Below are 24,434 nucleotides of genomic sequence, written 5' to 3'. Positions count from 1 at the left end.
GCCGGGAGGACGTCTCGCGCGCCGGTACCGATATGTTTGTAGGGCACAACCCCTACCTGGTCGCGCTCTCGGTGGTGATCGCGATCGCGGGAGGATATACTGGCTTCGGTCTGGCCGCGCGAGTTCGCACCGCGCAGGGCGTGAATCGTCGCAAACTTCTTGCCTGGGCCGCCGGCTTTCTGGCGATCGGCATATGGACGATGCATTTCGTCGGCATGCTTGCCGCGCCGATCCCCGATGACACCACCTACCTCGTGCTTCCGACAATCATATCGTTCCTGATCTGCGCATTGGTGGTCGGCATTTCGCTTTTTTTCGTCAGCATAGGTGAGCCCTCCGAAGGACGAGTGACTGTCTCAGCGCTGCTTTTAGGCGTGGGCATCGTCTCGATGCACTATGTCGGAATACACGGATTGGCTGGCGCGTTTCATATCGAGCACCAGCACTCCATGATCATGCTTGCAGCCCTGATCGCGGTTGGAACGGCCTATGGAGGGCTCCGCATCTTCCTGGCGCGGCAGGTCGGAACCCGACTGGCGTTGAGCGCTGTTGCCTTCGGCATCGCTGTCTCCGGCATGCACTACACCGCAATGTACGGGATGCGTTTTCAACCGGCACTGGAGCTGGCTCATCATGGCGCGGACGGATTTGTCGCCTCTCCACAGGCACTCGCACTGGTGGTGTCTCTGTTGTGCTTCCTGATCGCCGCCGGCTTCCTGCTTTTCCTGATTCCGGAATCGCGCCCGCACGATGGTCTGGCGCTTTCGGGAGCGATTCCCGCGGCTCCAGGGCAGGACGCAGCCACCGCGATCGCCGTAGAAGACGCCGCCTCTGACCACGATACGACAATCCCGTTGCGCCGCAGGCCACTGCCCCTCGCCGGACTGGGCCAGCCGCGGCCCGTGCCTTCGCCACGCATACCCCTTGAAGGCGCCGACGGAGTACACTTCATCGACATGGCGGATATCAGGAGCGTGACGGCCAATACCCACTACTCGATGGTCCATGATGGCAGCCGCGAACGCATGTCGCCCTGGTCCATTTCGGAAGCGGAAGCGAATCTCGATCCGGCCTTCTTCATGCGGGTTCACCGCAGCCACATCATTGCCATCTCGCATGTCGCTTTCGTCCGCAAGGAAGGCGAGGGAGCGGTGGTCGAACTGGATGGGCCGGTTCGGCACCTGGTTCCCGTAAGCCGTGCCAGAACAGCGGAGCTCAGAGCCCGGTTGGGCCTTACCCGTCGGAACGTCGATCCGGCATGATCGCCGACAGGTCAGGATTGCTGTCACAATTCGTGCGTGAATACCGGTGTTTAGTGCGAAAGCCCAGCATTGGTGAGACTTAGCCGTCCATCTGCTTGCCTGACATAGGATGACCGCGACAGCATCCACCCAACATCCGTGCCTGTAAGACGCAAGGATGAAGGGAGGAAGCATGATACCGGGACACTTTACCTATCATCGTCCGGCTTCGATGGCCGACGCCATCAAGCTGCTCTCGGACCTTGGCGAAGAAGCACGTCCGCTCGCGGGCGGTCACAGCCTCATCCCGATGATGAAGCTGCGGCTGGCGACACCCGAGCATCTGATCGACCTTCACGCCGTCGAGGGACTGAAAGGCATTCGCCAGGAAGGCGACAACATCGTCATCGGCGCGATGACCACACAGCACGAACTGCTTGCCTCCGACGTGATCGCATCCTCCCTGCCCATCCTGCGAGAGACGGCACTGCTTATCGCCGACCCGCAGGTGCGCTATCGCGGCACGATCGGTGGCAATGTGGCGAATGGCGATCCCGGCAACGACATGCCGGCGCTGATGATGACGCTGGGCGCAACCTATCGCCTCGAAGGACCAGACGGCGTGCGAGAGGAGGCTGCAGGCGACTTCTATCAGGGCGCCTATTTCACGTCGCTGGAGCCGGGCGAAATCCTCACCGCGGTTTCCGTGCCAGCGCAGCCTCCCGGCCATGGCTACGCGTATGAAAAACTGAAGCGCAAGATCGGCGACTATGCAACCGCCGCTGCGGCCGTCGTGCTGACCATGAGCGGCGGCAAGGTGGCCACCTGCTCGATCGGTCTCACCAACCTGTCCGAAACGCCGCTACTCGCCGAGGACGCTGCGCGGGCCGTGATCGGTACGGTACTGGACGACGCGTCCCTGAAGCGGGCGGCGGAAGCCGCCATCACGATCATGTCGCCGGCAGGCGACGGGCGAGGTCCGGTTGAATACCGCAAACATGTCGGCGGCATCATGGTCGAGCGAGCGCTGAAACGTGCCGCGGCCAGAGCGGCCTAAGGAGGAAATCCAGATGGCAACCCAGGCAAAAAAGACCCAGGTGAGCATGAAGGTCAACGGCGTAGAGGTCGACGGCCTTGTCGAGCCGCGCACCCTGCTCGTCCACTTCATCCGCGAGAATTTGCAGCTAACCGGCACCCATATCGGTTGCGAGACGACGCATTGCGGCGCCTGCACCGTCGACATCGACGGATTGTCAGTGAAGAGCTGCACGATGTTCGCCGTGCAGGCCGACGGCTCCGAGATCACCACGATCGAGGGCATCGCCAATGCCGACGGCACCCTGTCGGCGCTGCAGGAGGGCTTCCGGCAGATGCATGGGCTGCAATGCGGCTTCTGCACGCCAGGCATGATCACCCGCGCGCACCGGCTGCTGCAGGAGAACCCTGACCCGACCGAGGAGGAGATCCGCTTCGGTATCGCCGGCAATCTCTGCCGCTGCACCGGCTACCAGAACATTGTCAGGGCGATCCAGTACGCGGCCGCCAAGATCAACGGCACGGAATTCCAGGAGGCAGCGGAATGAACGACATGACTCCCACGCGGGAACAGCGCGAAGCAAAACTGGAAGGCATGGGCTGCAAGAGGAAGCGAGTCGAGGACATCCGCTTCACGCAAGGGCGGGGCCAATACGTCGATGATGTGAAGCTGCCCGGCATGCTGCACGGCGACTTCGTCCGCTCGCCCTACGCCCATGCGCGGGTGAAATCGATCAACACCGAGAAGGCGCTGAAGGTACCGGGCGTGCTGGCTGTCATCACGGCCGAGACCCTGAAGACCGTCAACCTCGCCTGGATGCCGACGCTGGCCGGCGACGTGCAGATGGTGCTGGCCGACGGCAAGGTGCTGTTCCAGAACCAGGAGGTCGCCTTCGTCGTCGCCACCGACCGCTATACGGCCGACGACGGCATCAACGCCGTCGAGGTGGAATACGAACAGCTGGAGCCGCAGATCGACCCGTTCACGGCGATGGATCCCGGCGCGCCGGTATTGCGCGAGGATCTGACCGGCAAGAACACCGGGGCGCACGGCCCGCGCAAACATCACAACCACATCTTCGAGTGGACGGTCGGCGATAAGGACTTGACCGACGCCGCCTTCCGTAAAGCGGACGTGACAATCAAGGAGATGATCTCCTACCACCGCACGCATCCGTCGCCGCTGGAGACCTGTCAGTCCCTCTGCTCCTTCGACAAGATCAAGGGTGAATTGACCATCTATGGCACGTTCCAGGCGCCACATGTCGTGCGCACCGTGGTGGCGCTAATCGCCAAGATCCCCGAGCACAAGATTCATGTCATCGCGCCCGACATCGGCGGTGGCTTTGGTAACAAGGTTGGGGTCTATCCAGGTTATGTTTGTTCGGCGGTGGCCTCGATCGTTACCGGCAAGCCTGTGAAATGGGTCGAGGACCGCATCGAGAACCTGACGTCGACGTCGTTCGCCCGCGACTATCACATGACGACCGAGATCGCCGCCACGAAGGAAGGCAAGGTCACCGGCCTGCGTGTGCATGTGCTGGCCGACCACGGCGCGTTCGACGCCTGCGCCGATCCGTCGAAATGGCCGGCCGGCTTCATGAACATCGTCACCGGCTCGTACGATTTCCCCGTCGCGCATCTCGCTGTCGACGGCGTCTACACCAACAAGGCGCCGGGCGGCGTTGCCTATCGCTGCTCGTTCCGGGTGACGGAGGCGGCCTACTGCATCGAGCGGGCGATGGACATCCTCGCTCAGAAGCTCGGCATGGACCCGGCCGAACTCAGGCTGAAGAACTTCATCAAGGCAGAGCAGTTCCCGTACCAGTCGGCACTCGGCTGGGAATATGATTCTGGCGACTACCACACCGCCATGAAGCAGATGATGGAGAAGGTCGACTATGCCGGGCTGAGGAAAGAGCAGGCCGAGAAGCGCGAGGCCTTCAGGCGCGGCGAGACGCGGGAGATCATGGGGCTCGGCGTCTCCTTCTTCACCGAGATCGTCGGCGCCGGGCCGTCGAAGAACTGCGACATTCTTGGCATCGCCATGTTCGACAGCTGCGAGATCAGGCTGCATCCGACCGGGTCCGGCGTCGCACGCGTCGGCACCAAGAGCCAGGGCCAGGGCCATGAGACGACCTGGGCACAGATCATCGCCACCGAGATAGGCATTCCGGCCGACGACATCACGGTGGAGGAAGGCAACACCGATACGGCTCCCTATGGTTTGGGAACTTACGGCTCGCGCTCGACGCCGGTTGCGGGTGCGGCCATCGCCATGGCCGCGCGCAAGATCAAGGCCAAGGCGCAGATGATCGCGGCCTACAAGCTCGAAGTTCACGAGGACGATCTCGAATGGGACATCGACGGTTTCCGCGTGAAGGGCCTGCCGGAAAAGGTCCTCGGCATGAAGGACATCTGCTGGATCGCCTACAACGCGCCGCCGCCCGGCATGGAGCCGGGACTGGAGGCGGTCAGCTACTACGACCCGCCCAACATGACCTATCCGTTCGGGGCCTATCTCTGCGTGATGGACATCGACGTCGACACGGGTGTCTACAAGGTCCGGCGCTTCTATGCGCTCGACGATTGCGGGACCCGCATCAACCCGATGATCATCGAGGGGCAGGTGCATGGCGGGTTGACGGAAGCCTTCGCGATCGCGATGGGGCAGGAAATCCGCTACGACGACACCGGCAATGTGATGTCCGGCTCGTTCGTGGACTTCTTCATCCCGACTGCGGTGGAGACGCCGAAATGGGAGACCGACTTCACCGTCACGCCGTCGCCGCACCATCCGATCGGCGCCAAGGGCGTCGGCGAGAGCCCGAATGTCGGCGGCGTGCCCTGCTTCTCCAACGCCGTCAACGACGCCTTCTCCTTCCTCGGCTCGACGCACATCCAGATGCCGCACGATTACTGGCGCAACTGGCAGGCGGCCAAGGCGCTGGGCGTCGTAGGATAGGAACGATCGATGACCGCTCTTTCCCGTGACGAGATCGCCGCCCGCCTCGCCGATGCCGGCTACATCGCCGACCCGGATCTGGCGACTGCAATCTCGATCATGCAGTTGCTGAAGCGCCCGCTTCTGCTGGAAGGCGAAGCAGGCGTCGGCAAGACCGAGGTGGCCAAGGCGCTGGCCGCCGTCCACGGCACGGAGTTGATCCGCCTGCAATGCTATGAAGGGCTCGACCAGTCGGCCGCGCTCTATGAGTGGAACTACCAGCGCCAGCTTCTCGCCATCCAGGCGCATCAGGGCCGCGCGCCGGACGACATCGAAGAACGCATCTTCTCCGAAAAATACCTGCTGGAGCGGCCGCTGCTGGCTGCCATCCGGCGCAAGACGCCGCCGGTGCTGCTGATCGACGAGGTCGACCGCGCCGACGAGGAGTTCGAGGCTTTTCTCCTGGAGCTGCTTTCCGACTGGCAGGTGTCGATCCCCGAGCTCGGCACCGTGGAGGCGAAGAGCATTCCCCATGTGGTGCTGACCTCGAACGGCACGCGCGAGCTTTCCGACGCGTTGCGGCGTCGCTGCCTCTACCACTATGTCGACTACCCCGACGTCGACCGCGAGGCGCGCATCGTCGCGTCGCGGATTCCCGGCGCGACCGCCTCGCTGTCGTTGCAGATCGCGAGGATGGTAGAGAAGATTCGCAAGGAGGATCTGCGCAAGGTGCCGGGCGTGGCGGAAACGCTCGACTGGGCGGCGGCTCTTGTCGGTCTCGACGTCGCCGATCTGCACGACCGGCCCGAGATCGTGCATGCGACGCTGATGTGTCTCCTGAAGACCCATGAAGACAAGATGCGCATGGCCCGCGAAGTCACCGACCGCCTGCTGGGAAAGGTCGCCTGATGAGCTGCTGCGGCACGCCTCCCCCTCTCGATGAGCTGAACGAGGTCTCCCGTCTCGTTTCCACCAAGCTTGCCGCGTTCCTGAAGACCTTGCGCGACAACGCGTTCGCGGTAGGTCTGCGTGAAGGGCAGGACGCCACCACGTTGATGGCGTCCGGCTACGCGCAAAAGCCGGGACTGCTGCGCTCCGCATTCAAGCACCTCTTCTCGACCCAAAAGTCCGACTGGGAAAAGTTTGACGGTCTGTTCGATGCGTTCTGGCTGGGCAAACATGTCCGCTCGCGCTCGGCGGCCGCTGGTTCTGCCAAGGCGGGCGCAGACCCGAACGTCGCCGAGCTTCAAGGCAAGGCGGCCAACTCGAACGGACGTCCTGTGCTCGACCAGCTTCCCTCAGGCGGCGGGGCGGACGAGAGCGAACGATCCGGAGAGGGCCGCGCGGAAGGCGCTTCCCGCACTGAAAACCTCGCGGAAACGGACTTCCGAAAAATCGCCGACCGCGCACAGATGGAGGAAGCCCACGCCATCGCGGCCAGGCTGGCGAAGACGATGCGCACGCGATTGACCCGTCGCGATCTGGCCCGGCGCCGGGGATACCGCCTCGATCTGCGCCGCACGATTCATAGCAATATCAGCAATGGCGGCGTGCCGATCGCGCTGGTGCATCGGCAGCGAAAGGAAAAGCCGCTTCGCCTCGTCATGCTGCTCGACGCGTCCGGCTCGATGAACATGTATACGGGCGTCTTCCTGCGCTTCATCCACGGCGTGCTCGACGAATTCCGCGAGGCTGAGGCGTTCCTGTTCCACACGCGTCTCGTCCATGTCTCCGACGCGATGAAGGAACGCGACGCGCAGCGCGCGCTCGACCGGCTGTCGATGATGGCGCAGGGTGCCGGCGGCGGCACGAAGATCGGCGAGAGCCTCGCCACTTTCAACCGCTGGCATGCGGCGCGCGTCATCCATTCGCGCACCTGCGTGATGATCGTCTCGGACGGCTACGAGACCGGTGACGCGGCCCTTCTTGGCCGCGAGATGGAGCAGCTCGGCCGCCGCTGCCGCCGCATCGTCTGGCTCAACCCGATGATGGGCTGGGATGGCTACGCGCCGGAGGCCGCCGGCATCAAGGCGGCAATGCCTCATGTCGACCTGTTCGCGCCGGCGCATACGCTGAAAAGCCTGGCGGCGCTCGAACCCTATCTGGCGAAACTGTGACGGAGGCGACCATGAACGCCCATGTCGATGTTCTTGACCTCGTCTCCCGCCTGAAGGCGGCGGAGGAGCCATTTGCGCTGGCGACGGTGGTGCGTACCGTCTCGGTCACGGCGGCAAAAGCGGGCGCCAAGGCCATCATCCGGCCGGATGGCAGGATCGAGGCCGGCTGGATCGGCGGCGGCTGTGCGCGCGGCGCCACGCTGAAGGCCGCCCGCGAGGCGCTGGCCGACGGTCAGTCGCGACTGATCTCGATCCAGCCGGAGGATCTTCTCGCAGAGCTTGGCGTCAAGCCAGGCGACGATCGCGACGGCGTGAAGTTCGCAAAGAACATGTGCCCGAGCCAGGGAACCATGGACATTTTCGTCGAGCCGGTGATGCCGCGCCCGGCCCTGCTGGTGCTAGGAGCCAGCCCCGTCGCGCTTGCGCTCGCCGAGCAAGCCAAGCCGCTCGGCTTCCACGTCATGCTTGCAGCGCCGCTTGGCGACTTGTTGACTGCCCCAGAGGTCGATCGGCTGGTGGACGGCTTTGCATTCGACGTACCGCAGACTGTACGCCGCTTTGTCGTCATCTCCACACAAGGCAAGGGCGATGAAGCGGCGTTGAAAGCGGCCCTCGCGTTCGAGGCCGACTATCGCGGCTTCGTCGGCAGCCGCCGCAAGATGGCTTCGTTGCGCGAAAAGCTCCTCGGCGAGGGCATCGCCGGAACGGTGGTTGATAGCGTGAAGGCGCCGGCCGGGCTCGATCTCGGCGCGATTACGCCGGAGGAGATCGCACTCTCGATCCTCGCGGAAATCACGCTTGCCCGTCGCCAAGGGCAACGTGCCCAAGGAACAGAATCACTCACCAGAAAGGGGAACTAATCATGGACATGACAGGCACGGAGCGCATCGAAGCTCCGATCGGAACAGTCTGGCTCGCACTGAACGACGCGGAAATCCTGCGCCAGGCCATACCGGGATGCGAGACCCTCGACAAGAGTTCCGATACTGAGATGGCCGCCACAGTGGTGCTGAGGATCGGCCCGATCAAGGCCCGCTTCGAGGGGGCGGTGGAGCTGATCAATCTCAATCCGCCGCATTCCTATACGATCCAAGGCGAGGGCAAGGGCGGGATTGCCGGCTTCGCCAAGGGCGGCGCCGACGTCTCGCTGGCGGAAGACGGGCCGGACGCGACCATCTTGTCCTATACAGTCAAGGCGGACGTTGGCGGCAAGATCGCCCAGCTCGGGGGGCGGCTGATCGATTCGACCGCGCGCAAGCTCGCGACGCAATTCTTCAACAATTTCGGCGAGAAATTGCGCTCTCCGACTCTGGCACCGGAAAGCTGAAGGTTTCCGCCGAACCGACACCCGTCGCCACCCAGGCAACTCGGTTTGGAGAAAGTTCCATCATGGAAAACGCCCAACTGATCAATCAGCACCGCGATCCGTTGTCGATCGCGGAAAGCTGGATGAAGGAAGGGCGGCACGTCGCCCTTGCCACCGTTGTCGAAACGTGGGGCTCCGCCCCGCGTCCCGTCGGCAGCCATCTCGTGATCGATGCCGATGGCAATTTCCACGGTTCGGTTTCGGGCGGTTGCGTCGAAGGCACGGTGGTTTCCGAGGCGGCCGACGTCATCGCCAGCAGCAAGCCACGCATGCTGGAATTCGGGGTGGCCGATGAGACGGCCTGGCAGGTCGGACTATCCTGCGGAGGCCGGATCAAGGTGTACGTGGAGCCACTGGGCTGAGCGCCATGGACCAGCTTGTCCTCGAGCGTCTGAACCGCGAACGCCGCCAACGCCGGGCGGTCGTCCTTGTGACCGATCTCGGAGATGGAGGCAATCGCCTGGTGTGCAGCGGCGACATTGTCGCCGACCATGTGCTGGGCGAAGCCATCGAAACCGCCGTTCGGACCGGCAGGTCGGGCGTAGTTGAGGCCGTTGGCCGGAAGTACTTCCTCAACGTCCATGTCCCGGCGCCGCGCCTGGTCGTCATTGGCGCGGTGCATATCAGCCAGGCTCTGGCCCCGATCGCCAAGGTCGCCGGATATGACGTGGAAATCATCGATCCACGCACGGCTTTCGCCACGCCGGATCGTTTTCCCGGTGTCCCGCTTCACGCCGAATGGCCGGAGGACGTTGTGAAGACGCAGCCGTTGGACGCCTTCACCGCAGTCGCGGCGCTGACGCATGATCCCAAGATCGATGACTTCCCGCTGATGGCGGCGCTGGACGCGGGCTGCTTCTACATCGGTGCGCTGGGAAGCACCAAAACCCACGCCAGGCGCGTCGAGCGTCTGCGAACACTTGGTGCGTCATCCGATCAGGTAAGGCGGATTCACGCACCGATCGGCCTCGATATCGGAGCCGCGAGCCCGGCCGAGATCGCGGTCGCGGTGCTCGCACAGGTGATCAAGGCGTTGCGTTCGCGAGGATGCGACGGGGAAAGGGAGAAAGCGGCGTGAAGTTCGGCCCGGTTTGCGTCATCGACGCCGAGGGCGCGATCCTGGCCCATGCGATCGTCGCCGGTGCGGTCCGTCTGCGCAAGGCGCATCGCCTGACGGCCTGCGACATCGCCATGCTCGGTGAAGCCGGTGTGGAAGAGGTCATCGCCGCGGTGCTCGATCGGGATGACCTCGACGAAGACGCAGCCGCGTCGGCCATCGTCATGGCGTTGGAGACCTCCGGCGTCGAGGCCAAACCCGCGGCGACGGGCCGCGTCAACCTGCACGCCAGCCGGGATGGGGTCTTCACCGTCGACAAGACTCTGATCGACACGCTCAACCGCATCGACCCGTCGATCACCATCGCGACGCTGGCCGACTATACCGCAGTCGAAAAGAGCCGGATGGTCGCGACCGTGAAGATCATTCCCTTCGCGGTATCCGCGCCATTGATCCGAGAGGCGCGGTCGCAGCTACGAGACCGTGAAGCCTTCGCCGTCCATGCGTTTCAACCGAAGAAAGTTGCACTTGTGCAGACCGTGCTGCCGGGGACGAAGGATAGCGTGCTCGACAAGACGGCACGGATAACCCAGGAGCGACTTGCACGCTCCGCGAGCCGCATCGTTGCCGAGAAGCGCGTGCCGCACAACAGCCATGCGGTGGCGGAAGCGATCGGGAACCTCTCGGTCCACAGCGACATGCTCATCGTATTCGGCGCTTCCGCGATGTGCGATTTCGACGATGTCATTCCCGCCGCCATCCGGTTCGCCGGCGGCGAAGTGCATCGCGCCGGCATGCCCGTCGATCCCGGAAATCTCATCGTCACCGGCCGGCTCGGCGAAAAGCCGGTGCTTGGCGCGCCAGGATGCGCGCGAAGCCCCAAGCTCAACGGCTTCGACTGGGTGCTCGATCGGCTGATAGCCGGCATCGACGTCGACAATGACATGATCGCCGGCATGGGTGTTGGGGGTCTTCTCATGGAAATCCCCGCGCGGCCGCAGCCGCGCGAACCGGCGGTGCCGTCGCGGCAAAGAAAGGTCTATGCGATCCTGCTCGCGGCGGGCCGGTCGAGCCGCATGGGAGCGAAGAACAAGCTGCTCGCGGATTTCGACGGCGTTCCCCTGGTCCGCCGCATGGCGTCGCTCGTATGTGCAAGCAAGGTTTCGGGTGTTTTCGGCGTTGTTGGTCACATGTCGGAAAGGGTGCGACAGGCACTTGAAGGCGTGGACATGGAGCTTGTCGAAAATCCGCATCATGCCGATGGGCTTGCCAGTTCGATCAAGGCCGGGTTTGCCGCGTTGCCCGACGATGCAGATGGTGTGTTGATCATGCTGGCCGACATGCCGAGCGTGTCTGCGGCCGACATCGATCGACTGATCGCAAGCTTTCACAAGCATGAAGGCAGGACGGTTGTTCGCGCAACACATGGCGGCAAGCGAGGAAATCCGGTCTTGCTGCCACGAGTCCTCTTCCCCGAGATACGCAAGCTGACCGGCGACATCGGCGCACGTCACGTGGTTGAGTCTGGTCTGGTCGATATAGTCAATATCGAGATTGGCGCCGGCGCGGGGATCGATGTCGATACGCCGGAAGCGATGCTACGAGCCGGCGGGGTCTTGGTCGACTGAACCGAACATGTTCGAGTTGAAGAAAAAGGGTACCGCCAGCTAGCCGCGTTGATGCACGGCGATGAGTTTTTTGGCGGCCTGTATCGGCGATGTGGTCGCCGTTGGGTGCGTTTTCACAATGCTCATCAGGCGCCGGCGGTGATCCGTCGTGATGGCAGGCGGGGGTTTGCGAGTTGAGGTCGGCGGGTTCGTTTCGGGGCGTCTGCGCCCCATGGTTATGTAGCGAGCCGCGGAATGCGATCGAGGACGATGCGCAGGATGCGTTGGTCGGGGCAGGATGTCGGCAGGTGCAGGCGGATTTGCGTCTTCATCTCGACCACCCGCGCAGCGATCTTGATGAGGCGCAAACGCAGCGTGTCGAATTGCGCGACAGCGAAGCTGGAGCGTTTCGGCATCGCAGCGCGCAGGCCCCACATGAGCCAGTAGGCGCCGGCATGCAGGAACAGCCGGAACTGGTTGGCCGTCGCTCTTGTGCAGGAGGTGCGGTCGGCGGCGAGATGCGTCTTCCAGGACTTGATGTGGTTCTCGGCCGCTCCGCGCCGGCAGTAGACATCCTCGTAGAGCGCCTTGGCCTTGCCACCGGCGAGGTTGGTGACGATGAAGCGAGTGTCAGCACCTTGGGCGCCGACCTCGACCCGCGCGATGATGCGCTCGACGCGGCTCCAACTGGCGGCCCCCTCCAGGAACTCCTTGAACCTGCGGACCTTGTTCGTCTTCGGTGACGCTTCAAAGCGCGCCGTCGTGCGGGCTTCCAGGTCCGCGACATGCTTGCGCAGGGTCGTGGTGGGCGCCACACCGAGGATGAAGTCGACATCGTTGGCGCGGCACCAGTCGATGATCTGCGGGCTAGAATAGTGACCGTCGGCCCGGATCAGGATCCGGATGTGCCGATTCCGACGAAGCCGCCCCTTTGTTCCGACATGATTGCGCCCCCGGATTCCGAGATGATCTCGCCCCCTGGGGCTAGGGCTCTGCTGGCATTGATTGTTGTCATTTCGTATGTGTCGTGTGTCAAGTTTTTTGCGTCTGTTTTCGCCGCAGGCTTTCCCCCGTCAGATCGACGCGATGAGCATTGTGAACGAGGCGGTCCAGGATGGCGTCGGCATAGGTTGGATTTCCAATGACGTCATGCCATGCCGACACGGGAAGCTGACTGGTGATGATGGTGGAACGGCGGCCGTAGCGATCCTCGAGGATTTCGAGGAGATCATGGCGGGCCTGATCGTCGAGAGGCTCCAGGCCCCAATCATCGAGGATGAGCAGCTGAACGCGGCCCAGGGTTCGCTGCAAGCGTGCATAACGGCCGTCGCCTCTGGCGAGGGCCAGATTGGCGAACAGACGTGGGACACGTTGGTATAGAACGGACCGGTCATCCCGGCAGGCCTTGTGGCCGAGCGCACAGGCCAGCCAACTTTTGCCGACGCCCGATGGGCCGCAAATGGCGAGATTGTCGTGGGCATCGATCCAGTCGCCGGCGATGAGCTTGAGGAACAGGGTTCGATCGAGGCCGCGCTCCCCGCGATAGTCCACGTCCTCAGGCGTCGCCTGATGGCGCAGCTTTGCAAAGCGCAGGCGCGCACCGAGTTTGCGATCGTAGCGTGAACTCCATTCCCGCTCGAGAAGCAGCCCCAGCCATTCGGCATGCGATAACTGTTCGGCCTCGGCATTTGTAGCCAGTTCATCGAATGCCTTGGCCATACCGGTCAAGCCCATGGCGTTGAGCCGGTCGAGGGTAGGATGTGCAAGCATGTCGTTTTCCTTTCAGTGGTAATAGCGGGAGCCGCGGATATTGGGGTGGTCGATGGGCTCGCGAGGCGTCGCCTGGGGCGACGACGCCCGGTCGAGATGGTTGTCGAGGATTGAGCGGACGGAGCCATAAGTCCGGGCGCCGATCTCCAGCGCCCGGCCGCAAGCGGCATTGACGCGCTCGCGGCCGAAGCCCTTGACGAGCCGGATGACGCCGAGACAGGCGCGGAAGCCCTGCTCGGGATGCGGCCGGTCCGCCAATATCTTCTGGCACAGCAAGGCCGCATCGGGGCCGACCGCAGAGGCTTCCCGGGTAATCCGCTCGATCGTCCAATCGGCAAATGGCCGATGGGCGGAAGCATGTGATCCGGCACCGTCGTGTGCCGGCCATTGCCGCTGGAGCGCATATGGGCGGCGATCCGCTCGCCCTTGCGGAACAGTTCGATGGTGGTCGCCGTGATGCGCGTCTCGACCTGCTCACGCGCAAAGCGGTATGGCACCGAGTAATAGTGCCGATCGATCTCGACATGGTAGTCGAGGCCGGCGCGCCGAATGCGCCATTCGGCAAAGACATAGCGATCGGCAGGCAAGGGTCGCAGTGCTGGACGATCGATCTCTTCAAACAGTTGCCGCCGCGTGCAGCCGACACGACGCAGCATCCGGCGATCGTTCAGATCGGCAAGCAATTCACCGATCGCCGTGTTGACCTCGGCCAGGCTATGGAAGACGCGATAGCGCAGGCGGCCCAGAAGCCAGCGCTCGACAATCCTCACCGCCGCCTCGACTTTCGCCTTGTCGCGCGGCCGCCGTGGTCGGGTCGGCAGCACCGAACTGCCATAATGGTCGGCCATCCCCGCATAGCTGCGGTTGACCTGGGGATCGTAGCGGCAGGCCTTGATCACGGCGACCTTGGCATTGTCGGGAACCAACAGAGCCGGCGCGCCGCCGAACGCTTCCAGCGCATTGACGTGACACCCCAGCCAGTCCGGCAGCGTTTCGGTCCAGCGCGCCTCCGCATAAGATAGGCTCGACGCACCCAACACGGCCACGAACAGATGCGCTTGCCGCGTCTTGCCCTTGAGCCGGTCGACGACCACGGTCACGGTGTCGCCGGCATAGTCGACGAAGAGTTTGTCGCCGGCGGCGTGGTTCTGCCGCATCGTCACCGGCAGGTTGGATGCCCAGCCCCTGTAGAGATCACAAAAACGGCTATAGCGGTAACCATCGGGGTGATGCTCGATGTATTCGTCCCACAGGATCTGCAGCGTCACATGCTTGCGCTTCAGCTCGCGATGGATCTCCGCCCAATCCGGCTCGACGCTGCGGCGGTGCCCCGTCTTCTTTCCGGAAGCCTTGTAGAGCGCTGCCTCCAGAACCGTGTCCGTGACCGCCTCGCCGAGCGGCCATGTCAGCCCAGCGGCCGTGACGCGCCTGAGCGTCTCGCGCACCGTCGAGGGCGCAGCCCCGACCCTGTATGAGATCGCCTTGTGGCCAAGGCTCTCTTCAAATCGATATCTCAAAATCTCGCGGACACGCCGCATGGTCACTCTCTCCGCAGGCATTTCGTTCCTTCCCCTGGACAATCCAAAAGAAGGAACCATTCACCAGCAGAGCACCCGGCCCAAACACCGCCTCCAAGGGGCGGCATCATCTCGGAATCAGGGGGCGACTAATTCTCGGAACGAGGGGGCGAGATCATTTCGGAATCGGGGGGCGACATCACTCGGAATTTGCATGGATTGAAGGAACGCGGCGTTCCCATCGTCTGCATGGATGCTCGGCACGCCAATGCGGCCTTGAAGATGATGCCTGCCAAGACGGACCGCAACGACGCCATCGGCCTGGCGCAGATCGTTCGTACGGGCTGGTGCAAGAGTGTCCATGTAAAATCTACGGCAAGCCACGAAGCTCGGGCGCTCCTTGCCACTCGTAGCCAACTCGTGCGGACCCGCTGCGACCTGGAGAACCAGATCAGAGGCGTCCTTCGCACCTTCGGCATCCTGTTTGGCAAACGGGTTGGTGGGTTCGCCAAGCGTGCCGAGGAAATCATCGACGGCGAACTCCATGCGTCGCCGACTATCCAGGCCGTCGTCGAAGCACTGATGCGGGCACGTGCCAACATCCTTGAGCAAATCCGTCATCTCGAGGCGAAGGTTCGCTCGATAGCGCGGCAGAACAATGTCGTCAGACGGCTGATGTCGGTCCCTGGTGTCGGCGTTATCACTGCGCTCGGCTTCGTTGCAACGATTGATGATCCGGGACGATTCAAACGATCGTCCAGCGCCGGAGCCTATCTTGGACTGACACCGCGCATCTACGCTTCAGGTGAAACGATGAGATCAGGACGCGTGTCTAAACGAGGCGACGACTTTCTTCGACGCAGCCTTTACGAGGCAGCCAATGCGCTGTTGACGCGTATCCCACGGTTCTCCGCTTTGAAGAGCTGGGGACTGCGCATCGCCCGGCGTGGCGGCTATCGAAAAGCAAAGGTGGCGGTCGCGCGAAAGCTCGCCGTGATCCTTCACGCGATGTGGGTCTCCGGGGAACCCTTCCGCTGGTCATTGCAAGAGCCGAGTGAGCCGGCATGATTTATGCCAACACCCCCATAATGAGCTGATACCAGCGAAATCGTCCGGCCAGGACGATGGCGCAGTCAAGGCCGATCCCGGGAATGCGAGTGCTGGTTCGTCCAGATAACCGCGAACACCACATTGGTCGACTGAGCCTATCCAACGCCATGATGAGGCGGTCAAAGTGCCGACCTCGAAGAGAACCATGAGCCTGACCTGCGATGCCCGCTGCAACCAGCTTGACAACCGCGATTAGAGAACCTCTTGGGACACGATCGCTACGATGGCTCAAGTCGTTGAGAAGACGTCTTTTTTTCTGTGAGAAATAGTCGCTGATTCTCAGTCGAAAATCGACCTAAAATGGCTTGCATGGAGAACCTGGATTCGCCCATTTCTTCAATGGGGTAGGCAATCTTCTTTGAATTTCCTCTGTTTTTCCGCCGCGGGCGACCGTGGGTGCCATCTTTGTGCCCTGGTTTTCGGCCGACATAAACATGGGAGGAGCGGCAATTATTTCCGCTCCTCAACCTCCGGTTTTAAGTGCGCTATCTTGCATGCTGCGACAACTGACGCCCCCATTCAGGTCATATAGATCCGCAATGGGAGCGACTTCGACCGCTACCTCGGTAAAGGGTAACCCGCGCTTACGCGGCCTGTTTTTTCCCGAAGCTTCCGGCCTCAACAAGGGCAGAGACGATCACGCCGGCAACCAGGGCCCAGAAGGGTGCGCTGATGCCGAGGAGCGAGACGTTCGACATAGCGACGGCAAGGGCGACGAAGGCGCCGGTTTGATTGCTGAGCGACTTGCCGAAGGCGTTCTGGAAGGCCGACAGGAGCACGCTGATCATGGCGAGACCCGCGACCGTGCCGATGAGAGCGGGCGGCAGGCTGAGCACGATCGGAACGGCAGCACCCGCAATAAGGCCGAAGGCGGCGAAGAGCAGGCCGTTGACGACCGTCGCGGCATAGCGCCCTTCCTTGTTCTCACCAGCTTGTTCGGACGAGCATATGGCCGTCATCGGGCCGGCGATATTGGCATTGTGGCCGCCGAGGAAACCGGCCGCGACGCCGCCGATGCCGGAAATGATCGTCATCGCGTTGACCGGAGGGCGATAGCCTTCGGCCATAAGGACTCCGGTCGCCTGCGCGTTCTCGGCGCCGATCACCAGAAGGGCGAGTGGGATGGCGATCGCGAAGAATGCATCAATGGTGAATACCGGCATCGTGAATTCCGGTGCCGCAAAGGCGATGTTGGCGGCTCCGCCTCCGACCGCACCGGTGACGACTGCCGCGATCAGGCCGGCGACGAGGGCGGCCAGTACCGGCGGAATGCTCCTGGTCAGCCGCATCGAGACGAAGAAGGCCAGGATCGCGGCACCGGCGATCAGCGGTGCCGTGCCAAGCGCCGTCACGGCGCCTGTTGCAAAACGGATCAGCGCACCGGCGATCATCGCCATGACGATCGGCATCGGCAGCCAGCGCATGACCTTGCCGATGAGCCCGGTGACGCCGAGCAGCAGAACCAACAGCCCCGCCAGGATGAAAGCGCCGACGGCTTCGTTGAACGGAATGGTCGCAAGCGAGCCGGCGACGAGGGCAGCACCCGGGATCGAATAGGCGCCGTTGATCGGCTGCTTGTAGTGTAGTGCCAGCAGCATGCTGATAAACCCGCCGAGCACATAGATCGCAAACAGCCAGGCGACGGTTTGCCCATTGGTCAATTTGCCTGCTTCGGCGGCGCCGATGACGATGAGAGCCGGGCCGGAGCAGCCGAAGATGGCTGCGACGAGCCCGGCGCTCATCGTCTTGATGCCGAGATGTTTCGGCAGGTCGCGGAGACCCGACACGATGCCGGGTCCCCGTTCGATAAGGCGCTTTTCCTGTGTCATCTGCTGTGTGGTATCCATTCTCAATCCTCCCGAAGCGGTGACGAGGCCGCTTCCTCCTCCTGGAAAATGAAGCCGGGTTCCCGCCCGGCCAGTGGTCAGCGTCCGACGAAGGCCGGTGCGCGCTTTTCGTGGAAGGCGAGCACGCCTTCGCGGAAATCCTCTGATGTGCGAAGCCGGCTGTAGCAATGGCCCTCGAGCTCGATGGCCGTTGAAAGCGGAGCGTCGTCGGTATCGTTCAAAAGCTTCTTCGCCGTCCGCTGGGCCAGCGGCGAGAAGCCGATCAGTTCCTCGACCAGTGCATCGACGGCCTTTTCCAGATCGGCATCAGCAACGATCTCCGATGCGATGCCCCAGTCATAGGCTTCCTGGCCGGTAACCCGCTTCGAGCGCATCACGATGTTCTTGGTGCGGGTGACGCCGACCATCTTCTGAAGACGGGCCGAGCCGCCGGAGCCCGGGATCTGGCCGAGCTTCTGCTCGGGCAAGGCGTAGCGGGTGGTTTCGGTCGCGATGCGGAAGTCGCAGGCTAGCGACAGTTCGAAGCCGACGCCGAAGCAAAAGCCGCGATTGGCGGCGATGACCGGCTTTGAACAACGCGTGGGAGCCGCGATGTTCCAGGCGAGGTGCGAGACATGCTCCGGGCTCGCCTCGAGGAAGCCCTTGATGTTGCCGCCGGACGAGAAGTGCTCGCCCTTGCCGGCAACGACGATGATGCGCACGCGGTCGTCCTCGTCGAGGGCCTCGAAGACGAGACGCAATTGGTCGCGCGCCAGCATGGAGACGACGTTGTAAGGCGGACGGTCGAGCGTGATGTCAGCGCGCTGGCGAGCCGCATCGATCGTGACGGTGAAGCCGTCGAGTTCTGCGAGACGCGGGTCCTGGAATGTGGCCTGTTCGGGCATGGAATGTCCTTTCATGGGTCTTGAGGCGGTCTGGCCGCTCACTGGTGTTCGGGCATGCGTTCTTCGGTGTATTCTCCGGCCACCAGAAGGCGGCGCAGCAGCTTGCCGACGGGGGATTTCGGGATCGCATCGACGAAGACGAAGCGACGCGGGCGGCGGAAATTGGCAAGTCCGGAATCGCGGCAATGGCGGTCGAGGTCCTCGGCCGTGACATCCCCCCGCCGCTTGACGAAGGCGACGACGATCTTGCCCCAGCGCTCGTCGGGCAGTCCGACGACGGCGACTTCGGCGACGCCCTCATGCAGCGACAGGCAGCTTTCCACCTCGACCGGCGATACGTTCTCGCCGCCGGTGATGATCATGTCGTCGGCCCGGCCGGTGACGAAGAGATCGCCGTCCCGGTCGACGAAACCGGTGTCGCCGGTGAAGTACCAGCCGCCGTGAAGTGCCTTGGCGTCCGCATCCGGCCGCTTCCAGTAGCCCTCAAAGGCCTCGTCACTTTTCATCAGCGCGATGATTTCACCTTCTTCGCCGAAGGCTGCCCGCTCGTCCGGATTGCGACTGCCGAGCTTCACGACGCGGATCGTCTGGTTGATGCCGGCGCGGCCGGCGGAGCCGGGTTTCGCAGTCGCCGTCTGCTCGATCGTGAAGGTGTAGATTTCCGACGAGCCATAGTGGTTGACGAAGAGGTCCGGCCGGAAGGTCTGGTCCAGCCGCTTCAGCAATCCATCGGTCATCGAGGCGCCGGCATAGCCGAGCTTGGTCACGGAGGCGACGCGCTCAGGCGAGAATGCCTCGTGATGCACGAGGTCGTGGTAGAGCGTCGGTACTAGGTACAGATTGGTGATCTTCTCCTCTTCGATCAGGTCCAGCGCCTTTGCCACGTCGAAGCGCGGCAGGCAGACGAAGGTGCCACCGATCAGCGAGGATGCGATCAGGGAGCGCACGCCCATCGTGTGGTAGAGCGGCATGACGCCGAGCGTGCGCTCCCCATGCCGGTAAAGGTTCTGCGCCACATGGGCGACAGCGCCGGCGCGTTCGGCACGGTGGCGACGCGGCACGCCCTTCGGCTTCGATGTCGTCCCCGATGTGTAGAGCATCAGCGACCAGTCGGCAGGGTCGGCGACAGGCACCACATCGGGGGCCATTCTTTGCATGATATCGGCGAGCGCGTCGGCAGAGAATTGTGGCAAGTCCTCCGCCAGCCGCGACAGGCGCACGGCCTCTTCCGTCGACGCCTCGTAGAACACGGCCTTCGCGTCGGCATCCTCGATGCCGAAATCGATTTCATCGGCCTTCGCCCGCCAATTGAGCGGCGTGACGACCAGGCCGAGAAACTGGCAGGCCCAGTGCAGCGACGCGTTCTCCCAACGGTTCTGCATGGCAGTCAGCACATGATCTCCGCGCTTCAGGCCAGTCTCGTCAAGGGCCGCGGCAAGCGCCGAAATCTTGTCGTACCATTGGCGATAGCTCAGTCGCATCTCCTCATCGACGATCGCGAGCGCGTCCGGGTCGCGCTCCACGCTCGCCAGGAAGCTCGTTCCTAGATCAAGCATTGGGTGTCTCCTCCTTCCGTTGTTCCTCCGCGGCGGCGAGCGCCGCCTCGACGATGGTCGCGTAGCCCGTGCACCGGCAGAGATGGCCGGAGAGGTGTTCGCGTATCTCTTCCCGGCCGGCGTCCGGCTGCTCGCGCAAGAGCGCGTCGAGCGACATCAAGATGCCGGGCGTACAGAAGCCGCATTGCAGGCCGTGATGGCGGCGAAAGGCCGCCTGAAGCGGGGAAAGTTCGGCCGCACCGGGGGCCAGCGCTTCTACGGTCCGCACATCGCTGCCGCGCACCTGCTGGGCAAGCGTCAGGCAGGCGCGTGCCGGCTTTCCGTCGATCTGCACGGTGCAGGCGCCGCAGACGCCGTGCTCGCAGCCGACATGGGTGCCGGTCAGCCCGACTTCGTGGCGCAGCAGGTCCGAAAGCAGCATGCGGTTTTCGGCTTCTGCACGGATCTTCTGGCCGTTCAGCGTGAAATCGACCACATGCCTCTGGGCAGCGTTCATGCGCGGCATCGGCTTGCCTCCTTCAGGGTCTCGCGACCGAGATTGCGGACCAGTTCGCGCCGGTAGCGGGCGCTGGCGTGAATGTCGTCGCGGGCGTTCAGCGACCAGGCGATATCGTTGAGGGCATCGTCGAACTGGTCGTCGTTGAGCGCGGGCAGGGCGAAGACGCGCGGCCGGTCATCGACCCCGGCAATGCCGAGCCGCAATCCCTTGTCGTCGGCGACGGCAGCGCAGGCGACGATGGCGAAATCGCCATGCCTCCGGCCAATCTCGCGGAAGGCATAACCGCTGCCGGGCCGGGCTTTCGGGAAATGCACGGCTTCAATCATCTCGCCCTCGGCGAGATCGGTCGCCATCATGCCGATAAAGAAGTCGTCCGCCTTGACCTTGCGCTTCTGCTTGCGGCTGCGCAGGCTCACGGCACCGCCAAGCGTCACCAGGGACAGCGGCAACTCTGCGCTCGGGTCGGCATGGGCAACAGAGCCGCAGACCGTGCCGCGCGCCCGGGTCTGGACATGGCCGAGCCAGGGGAAGGCGGCGGCCAGAAGCGGCAGGTCGCGCGAGAGATTTGTCCAGGCTTCCAGTTCGGCCTGCCGCACGCCGGCGCCAACGGTGATCTCTTCGCCTGACGTTTCGATCCGGCGCAATGCCTCGAGCCGCATGATGTCGACCAGCAGGCCAGGACGGGCGAGCCGCATGTTGAGCATCGGCACCAGAGACTGCCCACCGGCGATGACGCGCGCTTCACCGCCGCCCTCGGCGAGCGCGGCAAGTGCTTCCTCCAGCGTGTCCGGGCAGAGGAAATCGAAAGATGCGGGCTTCATCTGCGCCTCCTGAAAAGGCTCAAAAGCCGCTGAGTGAAGCCGGCGGCGGCGCTGGGAGGCCCTCCGCCGCCGGCATGACGGGCGAGCGCCTGGAAGAACTGTCCGATCACCACGCGCGCCGCGCCGTCGAGAAGTCGGCCACCCACAGAGGCGACCTTGCCGCCGATCGCGGCCTCATATCGATAGTCGATGCGGGTGCCGGTCGCTGTTTCCGTCAGCGTGACGCGGCCCGTGCCGCGACCGGAACCGAGTGCGCCCTCCGTGCCACCGGACAGCGTGACCGCTTGAGGTGCCACCATGTCGGAGAGGCGGATGTCGGCGTGGTATCGACCCTTGACCGGACCGATGCCGAGCGTGACCTCGGCGCGAAAATGCGTGTCGGAGACCTTTCGGACCTCATGTGCGCCTGGAATGATGGCCTTCAGCGTGTTCGGGTCGAGCAGCATCGTCCAGACGGACTCACGCGTGGCCACGACGTCGGCCGAGCCCGAGCCGGTCAGCAAACGTTCTCCGGAAGCGCCGGTGGCGACGGGGGTCGAATCCTGAGGTTTCGACGGCGGGCGCTCCTCGCCATAGAGCCATTCGCTGACTTGGCTCGGTGAGAGCGGCAGCCGGATGTCCTCGACCCCGAGCGCATCGGCGACGGCATTGGCGATGCAGACCGGCGTTGACATGCAATTGCCCTCGCCGACGCCCTTTGCGCCAAGCGGCGTGAAGGGCGATGGCGTCTCGTGATGAAGGATCAGCGGCTCCGGCGTCTCCATGACGGTCGGGATGAGGTAGTCGGCGAGCGTACCAGTCAGGAAACTGCCGTCGCCGCCATAGGCATATTCCTCGTAGAGTGCGGCGCCTATAGCCTGGGCGAAGCCGCCGCGGACCTGGCCGTCGACCATGCCGGGATGCAGGATGCGGCCGCAGTCGTGCATCGTCACGTAGCGGTCTATGCGCACCTGGCCGGTCGTCCTGTCGATTTCCGCGCCGCATATGTCGAAGATGAAGCCATGGCAAAGTGAGGAGTTGATGCCGTCCGTAGCGGTCGGCGCCTCGAGTTGCTCCGGCGTCCAGAAAACCGTCTCGCGGATGGTCTGGCCGGTTCCATCAGGCAGGGTGCCTGGCGCCCAGTGGCTTGCAGCCGCCACACGCCCGAAGGAGATGGCATTGTCCGGATTGTCGCGATCGAAAAGCTTTCCGGCTTTGAAGTCTATGCGATCCGCCGTGACATTGAGCTGGCTTGCAGCGATCGCTGCAAGACGCTCCCTGATACGGTCGGCGGCAAGGGCCGCAGCGCCGGCGACGGCTGCAGCAAACCGGCTTGCATAGTTGCCCGAGGCAATCGACCAGGCGTCGCGCGCCGTGTCGAGTTCGGTATTGACGCGCACGGCCTCCAGGGGAAGGCCGAGCCGCTCGGCGACGACCTGCGCCAGAACGGTGCGATGGCCCTGGCCCTGCGGTACTGACGCGACCTTGACGGTGATGGAGCCGAGTGGATCGATGGCCACCGTTGCAACGGACTGGGCGCCGTTCTTCGGACCCGCTTTCGCTCTTTCCTCCGGCGTGAGCACCGTCGTGATATAACCCATGTTGGAGACGCTCGGCTCGACAACCGTCGCATAGCCGATGCCGTAAAGGCGCCCTTCGGCACGCGCTTGATCCCTTCGCAGCCGCAGAGCATCGAGACCGCCTTCGGCACAGGCGCGGTCGATTGCGGTTTGATAGTCGCCCGAATCCAGAAGCCCGCCGGTCGCTGTGCGATAGGGAAAGGCGTCGGCCGGCACGAGGTTGCGGCGGATAACTTGAAGCCTGTCGAGGCCAAGTTCGTCGGCGATCTTGTGCACGAGCCGCTCGAGCGCGAAATAGACCTGCGGTCCGCCGAAGCCGCGGTTGAGCCCGGTCGGCGTCTTGTTGGTCAGCACGACGCGGTTGCGGATGGCGACGTTCTCGATCGCATAGGCGCCGGTCATGTTGCCATGCATGCGGTAGAGGGTCGCCGGCTCCGGTGCGCGCAGATGCGCGCCGCAATCTTCCAGTTGATCCCAGCAAAGTGCTGTGATGCGGCCGTCGGCGGCAACGGCTGCCTCGAGCGTCGTGACACGGTTGGTCGCCGAAACGGAGGCCGTCAGGTGTTCGAGCCGGTCCTCGATCCATTTCACCGGCCGTCCTGCAACGCGGGCGGCGACGGCCGCGAGGATCACATAGGGAAAGACGCCCTGCTTGATGCCGAAGGAGCCGCCGGAATCGGGCGGCGTGCGCAGCCGCATGCGGTTGCCGGGCACGTTCAGCGCGCGGGAAATCACGGCATGGATCGAGAACGGTCCCTGAAAATTCGCCGTGACGTCATAGGCGTCCTCACCGGGATCGTATTCAGCGATGACACCGTAGGTCTCGATCGGCGTGCAGGAATTGCGGGGATAGGCTATACGGATGGCAATGCGGTGGTCGGCAGTCGCAAACGCTGCTTCCGGATCGCCATAGCGAAAGCTGCGCTCGTTGATGAGATTGGTGCCGAGCGAGGGATGCAAGACCGGTGCGTCTGTTGCGAGTGCCTTCTCGGGATCGACAATGGCGGCCAGCGTCTCGTACTCGACCTCGATCAGATCGAGCGCATCCTCTGCGACATAGCGGTTCTCGGCAACGACGAGGGCCACGGGTTCGCCGACATAGCGTACCCGGTCCCGGGCGATCGGCCAGCATTCGACATTCGCCTTGACCCCCACGGTCATGCTGCGGGTGAGCCGCCCAACGTCGTCCCCGGTCAGCACGGCGGAGACGCCGGGCAGGGCACTGGCAGCAGACGTATTGATCGCACGGATTTCGGCATGGCCATGCGGTGAGCGCAGGATCGCCAGATGGGCGGTGTCGCGCCGGACGGGCAGGTCGTCGATATAGCGGCCGCGGCCGGTCAGAAGTCCGGCATCCTCGACACGTTCCACGGTCCGACCGATCAGGCCGCCCGCCGTCTCCAAACTCTTCATGTGCTCCTCCCGCACCCGTTGGTTTCGGGGTGCCGTGGGGAGAAAGGTGAAGAAGGGACCGCAGTCGGGCGATACCGTCGCGTATCAGACC

19 protein-coding genes and 2 pseudogenes are annotated in these 24,434 nt (G+C 63.7%); 12 read left to right on the top strand and 9 right to left on the bottom strand.

Translation table 11 applies throughout. The features are described 5' to 3' along the window. Positions 1 to 32 precede the first annotated feature (32 nt). The 11 genes from IHE39_RS24830 (at position 33) to IHE39_RS24780 (ending at position 11,388) form a co-directional block, all read left to right on the top strand. The gene (locus IHE39_RS24830; RefSeq protein WP_192568412.1) at positions 33 to 1,262 is read left to right on the top strand and encodes an MHYT domain-containing protein; all 1,230 of its coding nucleotides are present in this window, start codon (positions 33 to 35) and stop codon (positions 1,260 to 1,262) included. A 172-nt stretch (positions 1,263 to 1,434) separates the two neighbouring features. Then, the gene (locus IHE39_RS24825; RefSeq protein WP_192568345.1) at positions 1,435 to 2,298 is read left to right on the top strand and encodes an FAD binding domain-containing protein; all 864 of its coding nucleotides are present in this window, start codon (positions 1,435 to 1,437) and stop codon (positions 2,296 to 2,298) included. Positions 2,299 to 2,311: 13 nt separating this feature from the next. Continuing rightward, positions 2,312 to 2,824 (top strand): (2Fe-2S)-binding protein, encoded by a 513-nt coding sequence (locus IHE39_RS24820; RefSeq protein WP_192568344.1) that lies wholly within the window; start codon positions 2,312 to 2,314, stop codon positions 2,822 to 2,824. Next, entirely contained in the window at positions 2,821 to 5,241 is a 2,421-nt protein-coding gene (locus IHE39_RS24815) for an aerobic carbon-monoxide dehydrogenase large subunit (protein ID WP_192568343.1), read from the top strand. Before IHE39_RS24820 ends, IHE39_RS24815 begins: the two co-directional genes overlap by 4 nt. 9 nt (positions 5,242 to 5,250) lie before the next feature. Then, entirely contained in the window at positions 5,251 to 6,129 is an 879-nt protein-coding gene (locus IHE39_RS24810) for an AAA family ATPase (protein ID WP_148914114.1), read from the top strand. Further along, the gene (locus IHE39_RS24805; protein ID WP_192568342.1) at positions 6,129 to 7,337 is read left to right on the top strand and encodes a vWA domain-containing protein; all 1,209 of its coding nucleotides are present in this window, start codon (positions 6,129 to 6,131) and stop codon (positions 7,335 to 7,337) included. The genes IHE39_RS24810 and IHE39_RS24805 overlap by 1 nt, the downstream gene beginning before the upstream one ends. Positions 7,338 to 7,348: 11 nt before the next feature. Continuing rightward, positions 7,349 to 8,197 carry an XdhC family protein gene (locus IHE39_RS24800; protein WP_192568341.1) on the top strand — a complete coding sequence of 283 codons (849 nt, stop codon included), beginning with the start codon at positions 7,349 to 7,351 and terminating at the stop codon, positions 8,195 to 8,197. 2 nt (positions 8,198 to 8,199) lie between these two features. Continuing rightward, a complete protein-coding gene (locus IHE39_RS24795; RefSeq protein ID WP_192568340.1) occupies positions 8,200 to 8,664 on the top strand; it encodes an SRPBCC family protein in 465 nt (154 codons plus the stop codon). A 62-nt stretch (positions 8,665 to 8,726) separates the two neighbouring features. Next, positions 8,727 to 9,065: an XdhC family protein gene (locus tag IHE39_RS24790; protein ID WP_192568339.1), complete on the top strand. Its 339-nt coding sequence runs from the start codon at positions 8,727 to 8,729 to the stop codon at positions 9,063 to 9,065. 5 nt (positions 9,066 to 9,070) lie between these two features. Next, complete coding sequence (locus tag IHE39_RS24785) at positions 9,071 to 9,781, top strand: XdhC family protein (protein ID WP_192568338.1); 711 nt, start codon at positions 9,071 to 9,073, stop codon at positions 9,779 to 9,781. Further along, positions 9,778 to 11,388 (top strand): NTP transferase domain-containing protein, encoded by a 1,611-nt coding sequence (locus IHE39_RS24780; protein ID WP_192568337.1) that lies wholly within the window; start codon positions 9,778 to 9,780, stop codon positions 11,386 to 11,388. Before IHE39_RS24785 ends, IHE39_RS24780 begins: the two co-directional genes overlap by 4 nt. Positions 11,389 to 11,603: 215 nt before the next feature. On the opposite strand, the pseudogene IHE39_RS24775 reads toward IHE39_RS24780, so the two are convergent. The 3 genes and pseudogenes from IHE39_RS24775 to istA all read right to left on the bottom strand — a co-directional run. Then, a pseudogene (locus IHE39_RS24775) lies at positions 11,604 to 12,266 on the bottom strand (IS1380 family transposase); the annotation flags it as partial. Positions 12,267 to 12,399: 133 nt separating this feature from the next. Beyond that, on the bottom strand, positions 12,400 to 13,137 hold the full coding sequence (gene istB / locus IHE39_RS24770; protein WP_056567484.1) for an IS21-like element helper ATPase IstB: 738 nt from the start codon (positions 13,135 to 13,137) through the stop codon (positions 12,400 to 12,402). A gap of 12 nt (positions 13,138 to 13,149) precedes the next feature. Further along, positions 13,150 to 14,675 (bottom strand): annotated as a pseudogene (gene istA, locus IHE39_RS24765) (IS21 family transposase). A 153-nt stretch (positions 14,676 to 14,828) separates the two neighbouring features. Here istA and IHE39_RS24760 point away from each other — a divergent pair. After that, positions 14,829 to 15,722 (top strand): IS110 family RNA-guided transposase, encoded by an 894-nt coding sequence (locus IHE39_RS24760; protein WP_343070129.1) that lies wholly within the window; start codon positions 14,829 to 14,831, stop codon positions 15,720 to 15,722. 626 nt (positions 15,723 to 16,348) lie between these two features. On the opposite strand, the gene IHE39_RS24755 is transcribed toward IHE39_RS24760, so the two are convergent. The 6 genes from IHE39_RS24755 to IHE39_RS24730 all read right to left on the bottom strand — a co-directional run bounded on the left by IHE39_RS24755 (position 16,349) and on the right by IHE39_RS24730 (position 24,343). Continuing rightward, positions 16,349 to 17,611 carry a benzoate/H(+) symporter BenE family transporter gene (locus IHE39_RS24755; RefSeq protein ID WP_192568336.1) on the bottom strand — a complete coding sequence of 421 codons (1,263 nt, stop codon included), beginning with the start codon at positions 17,609 to 17,611 and terminating at the stop codon, positions 16,349 to 16,351. A 77-nt stretch (positions 17,612 to 17,688) separates the two neighbouring features. Beyond that, complete coding sequence (locus IHE39_RS24750; protein WP_192568335.1) at positions 17,689 to 18,495, bottom strand: enoyl-CoA hydratase/isomerase family protein; 807 nt, start codon at positions 18,493 to 18,495, stop codon at positions 17,689 to 17,691. Positions 18,496 to 18,533: 38 nt separating this feature from the next. Beyond that, positions 18,534 to 20,051 carry an AMP-binding protein gene (locus tag IHE39_RS24745; RefSeq protein ID WP_192568334.1) on the bottom strand — a complete coding sequence of 506 codons (1,518 nt, stop codon included), beginning with the start codon at positions 20,049 to 20,051 and terminating at the stop codon, positions 18,534 to 18,536. Beyond that, positions 20,044 to 20,556 carry a (2Fe-2S)-binding protein gene (locus tag IHE39_RS24740; protein ID WP_192568333.1) on the bottom strand — a complete coding sequence of 171 codons (513 nt, stop codon included), beginning with the start codon at positions 20,554 to 20,556 and terminating at the stop codon, positions 20,044 to 20,046. Before IHE39_RS24740 ends, IHE39_RS24745 begins: the two co-directional genes overlap by 8 nt. After that, complete coding sequence (locus tag IHE39_RS24735; protein ID WP_192568332.1) at positions 20,544 to 21,371, bottom strand: FAD binding domain-containing protein; 828 nt, start codon at positions 21,369 to 21,371, stop codon at positions 20,544 to 20,546. Before IHE39_RS24735 ends, IHE39_RS24740 begins: the two co-directional genes overlap by 13 nt. Beyond that, positions 21,368 to 24,343, bottom strand: a complete 2,976-nt coding sequence (locus IHE39_RS24730) for a xanthine dehydrogenase family protein molybdopterin-binding subunit (RefSeq protein WP_192568331.1) — start codon at positions 24,341 to 24,343, stop codon at positions 21,368 to 21,370. The genes IHE39_RS24735 and IHE39_RS24730 overlap by 4 nt, the downstream gene beginning before the upstream one ends. Positions 24,344 to 24,434 lie beyond the last annotated feature (91 nt).

Origin of the sequence: Aminobacter carboxidus (genome assembly GCF_014863355.1) — a bacterium.
In the GTDB taxonomy this organism is placed as follows: Bacteria; Pseudomonadota; Alphaproteobacteria; order Rhizobiales; family Rhizobiaceae; genus Aminobacter; species Aminobacter carboxidus.
Note: the sequence above shows the minus strand (reverse complement) of the source record. Positions and strands in the feature narration are given on the sequence as shown.

Coding starts and splice junctions, on each gene's coding strand:
- IHE39_RS24830 (WP_192568412.1), top strand. CDS start 33: ATGTTTGTAGGGCACAACCCCTACCTGGTCGCGCTCTCGGTGGTGATC.
- IHE39_RS24825 (WP_192568345.1), top strand. CDS start 1,435: ATGATACCGGGACACTTTACCTATCATCGTCCGGCTTCGATGGCCGAC.
- IHE39_RS24820 (WP_192568344.1), top strand. CDS start 2,312: ATGGCAACCCAGGCAAAAAAGACCCAGGTGAGCATGAAGGTCAACGGC.
- IHE39_RS24815 (WP_192568343.1), top strand. CDS start 2,821: ATGAACGACATGACTCCCACGCGGGAACAGCGCGAAGCAAAACTGGAA.
- IHE39_RS24810 (WP_148914114.1), top strand. CDS start 5,251: ATGACCGCTCTTTCCCGTGACGAGATCGCCGCCCGCCTCGCCGATGCC.
- IHE39_RS24805 (WP_192568342.1), top strand. CDS start 6,129: ATGAGCTGCTGCGGCACGCCTCCCCCTCTCGATGAGCTGAACGAGGTC.
- IHE39_RS24800 (WP_192568341.1), top strand. CDS start 7,349: ATGAACGCCCATGTCGATGTTCTTGACCTCGTCTCCCGCCTGAAGGCG.
- IHE39_RS24795 (WP_192568340.1), top strand. CDS start 8,200: ATGGACATGACAGGCACGGAGCGCATCGAAGCTCCGATCGGAACAGTC.
- IHE39_RS24790 (WP_192568339.1), top strand. CDS start 8,727: ATGGAAAACGCCCAACTGATCAATCAGCACCGCGATCCGTTGTCGATC.
- IHE39_RS24785 (WP_192568338.1), top strand. CDS start 9,071: ATGGACCAGCTTGTCCTCGAGCGTCTGAACCGCGAACGCCGCCAACGC.
- istB (WP_056567484.1), bottom strand. CDS start 13,137: ATGCTTGCACATCCTACCCTCGACCGGCTCAACGCCATGGGCTTGACC.
- IHE39_RS24755 (WP_192568336.1), bottom strand. CDS start 17,611: ATGGATACCACACAGCAGATGACACAGGAAAAGCGCCTTATCGAACGG.
- IHE39_RS24750 (WP_192568335.1), bottom strand. CDS start 18,495: ATGCCCGAACAGGCCACATTCCAGGACCCGCGTCTCGCAGAACTCGAC.
- IHE39_RS24745 (WP_192568334.1), bottom strand. CDS start 20,051: ATGCTTGATCTAGGAACGAGCTTCCTGGCGAGCGTGGAGCGCGACCCG.
- IHE39_RS24740 (WP_192568333.1), bottom strand. CDS start 20,556: ATGCCGCGCATGAACGCTGCCCAGAGGCATGTGGTCGATTTCACGCTG.
- IHE39_RS24735 (WP_192568332.1), bottom strand. CDS start 21,371: ATGAAGCCCGCATCTTTCGATTTCCTCTGCCCGGACACGCTGGAGGAA.
- IHE39_RS24730 (WP_192568331.1), bottom strand. CDS start 24,343: ATGAAGAGTTTGGAGACGGCGGGCGGCCTGATCGGTCGGACCGTGGAA.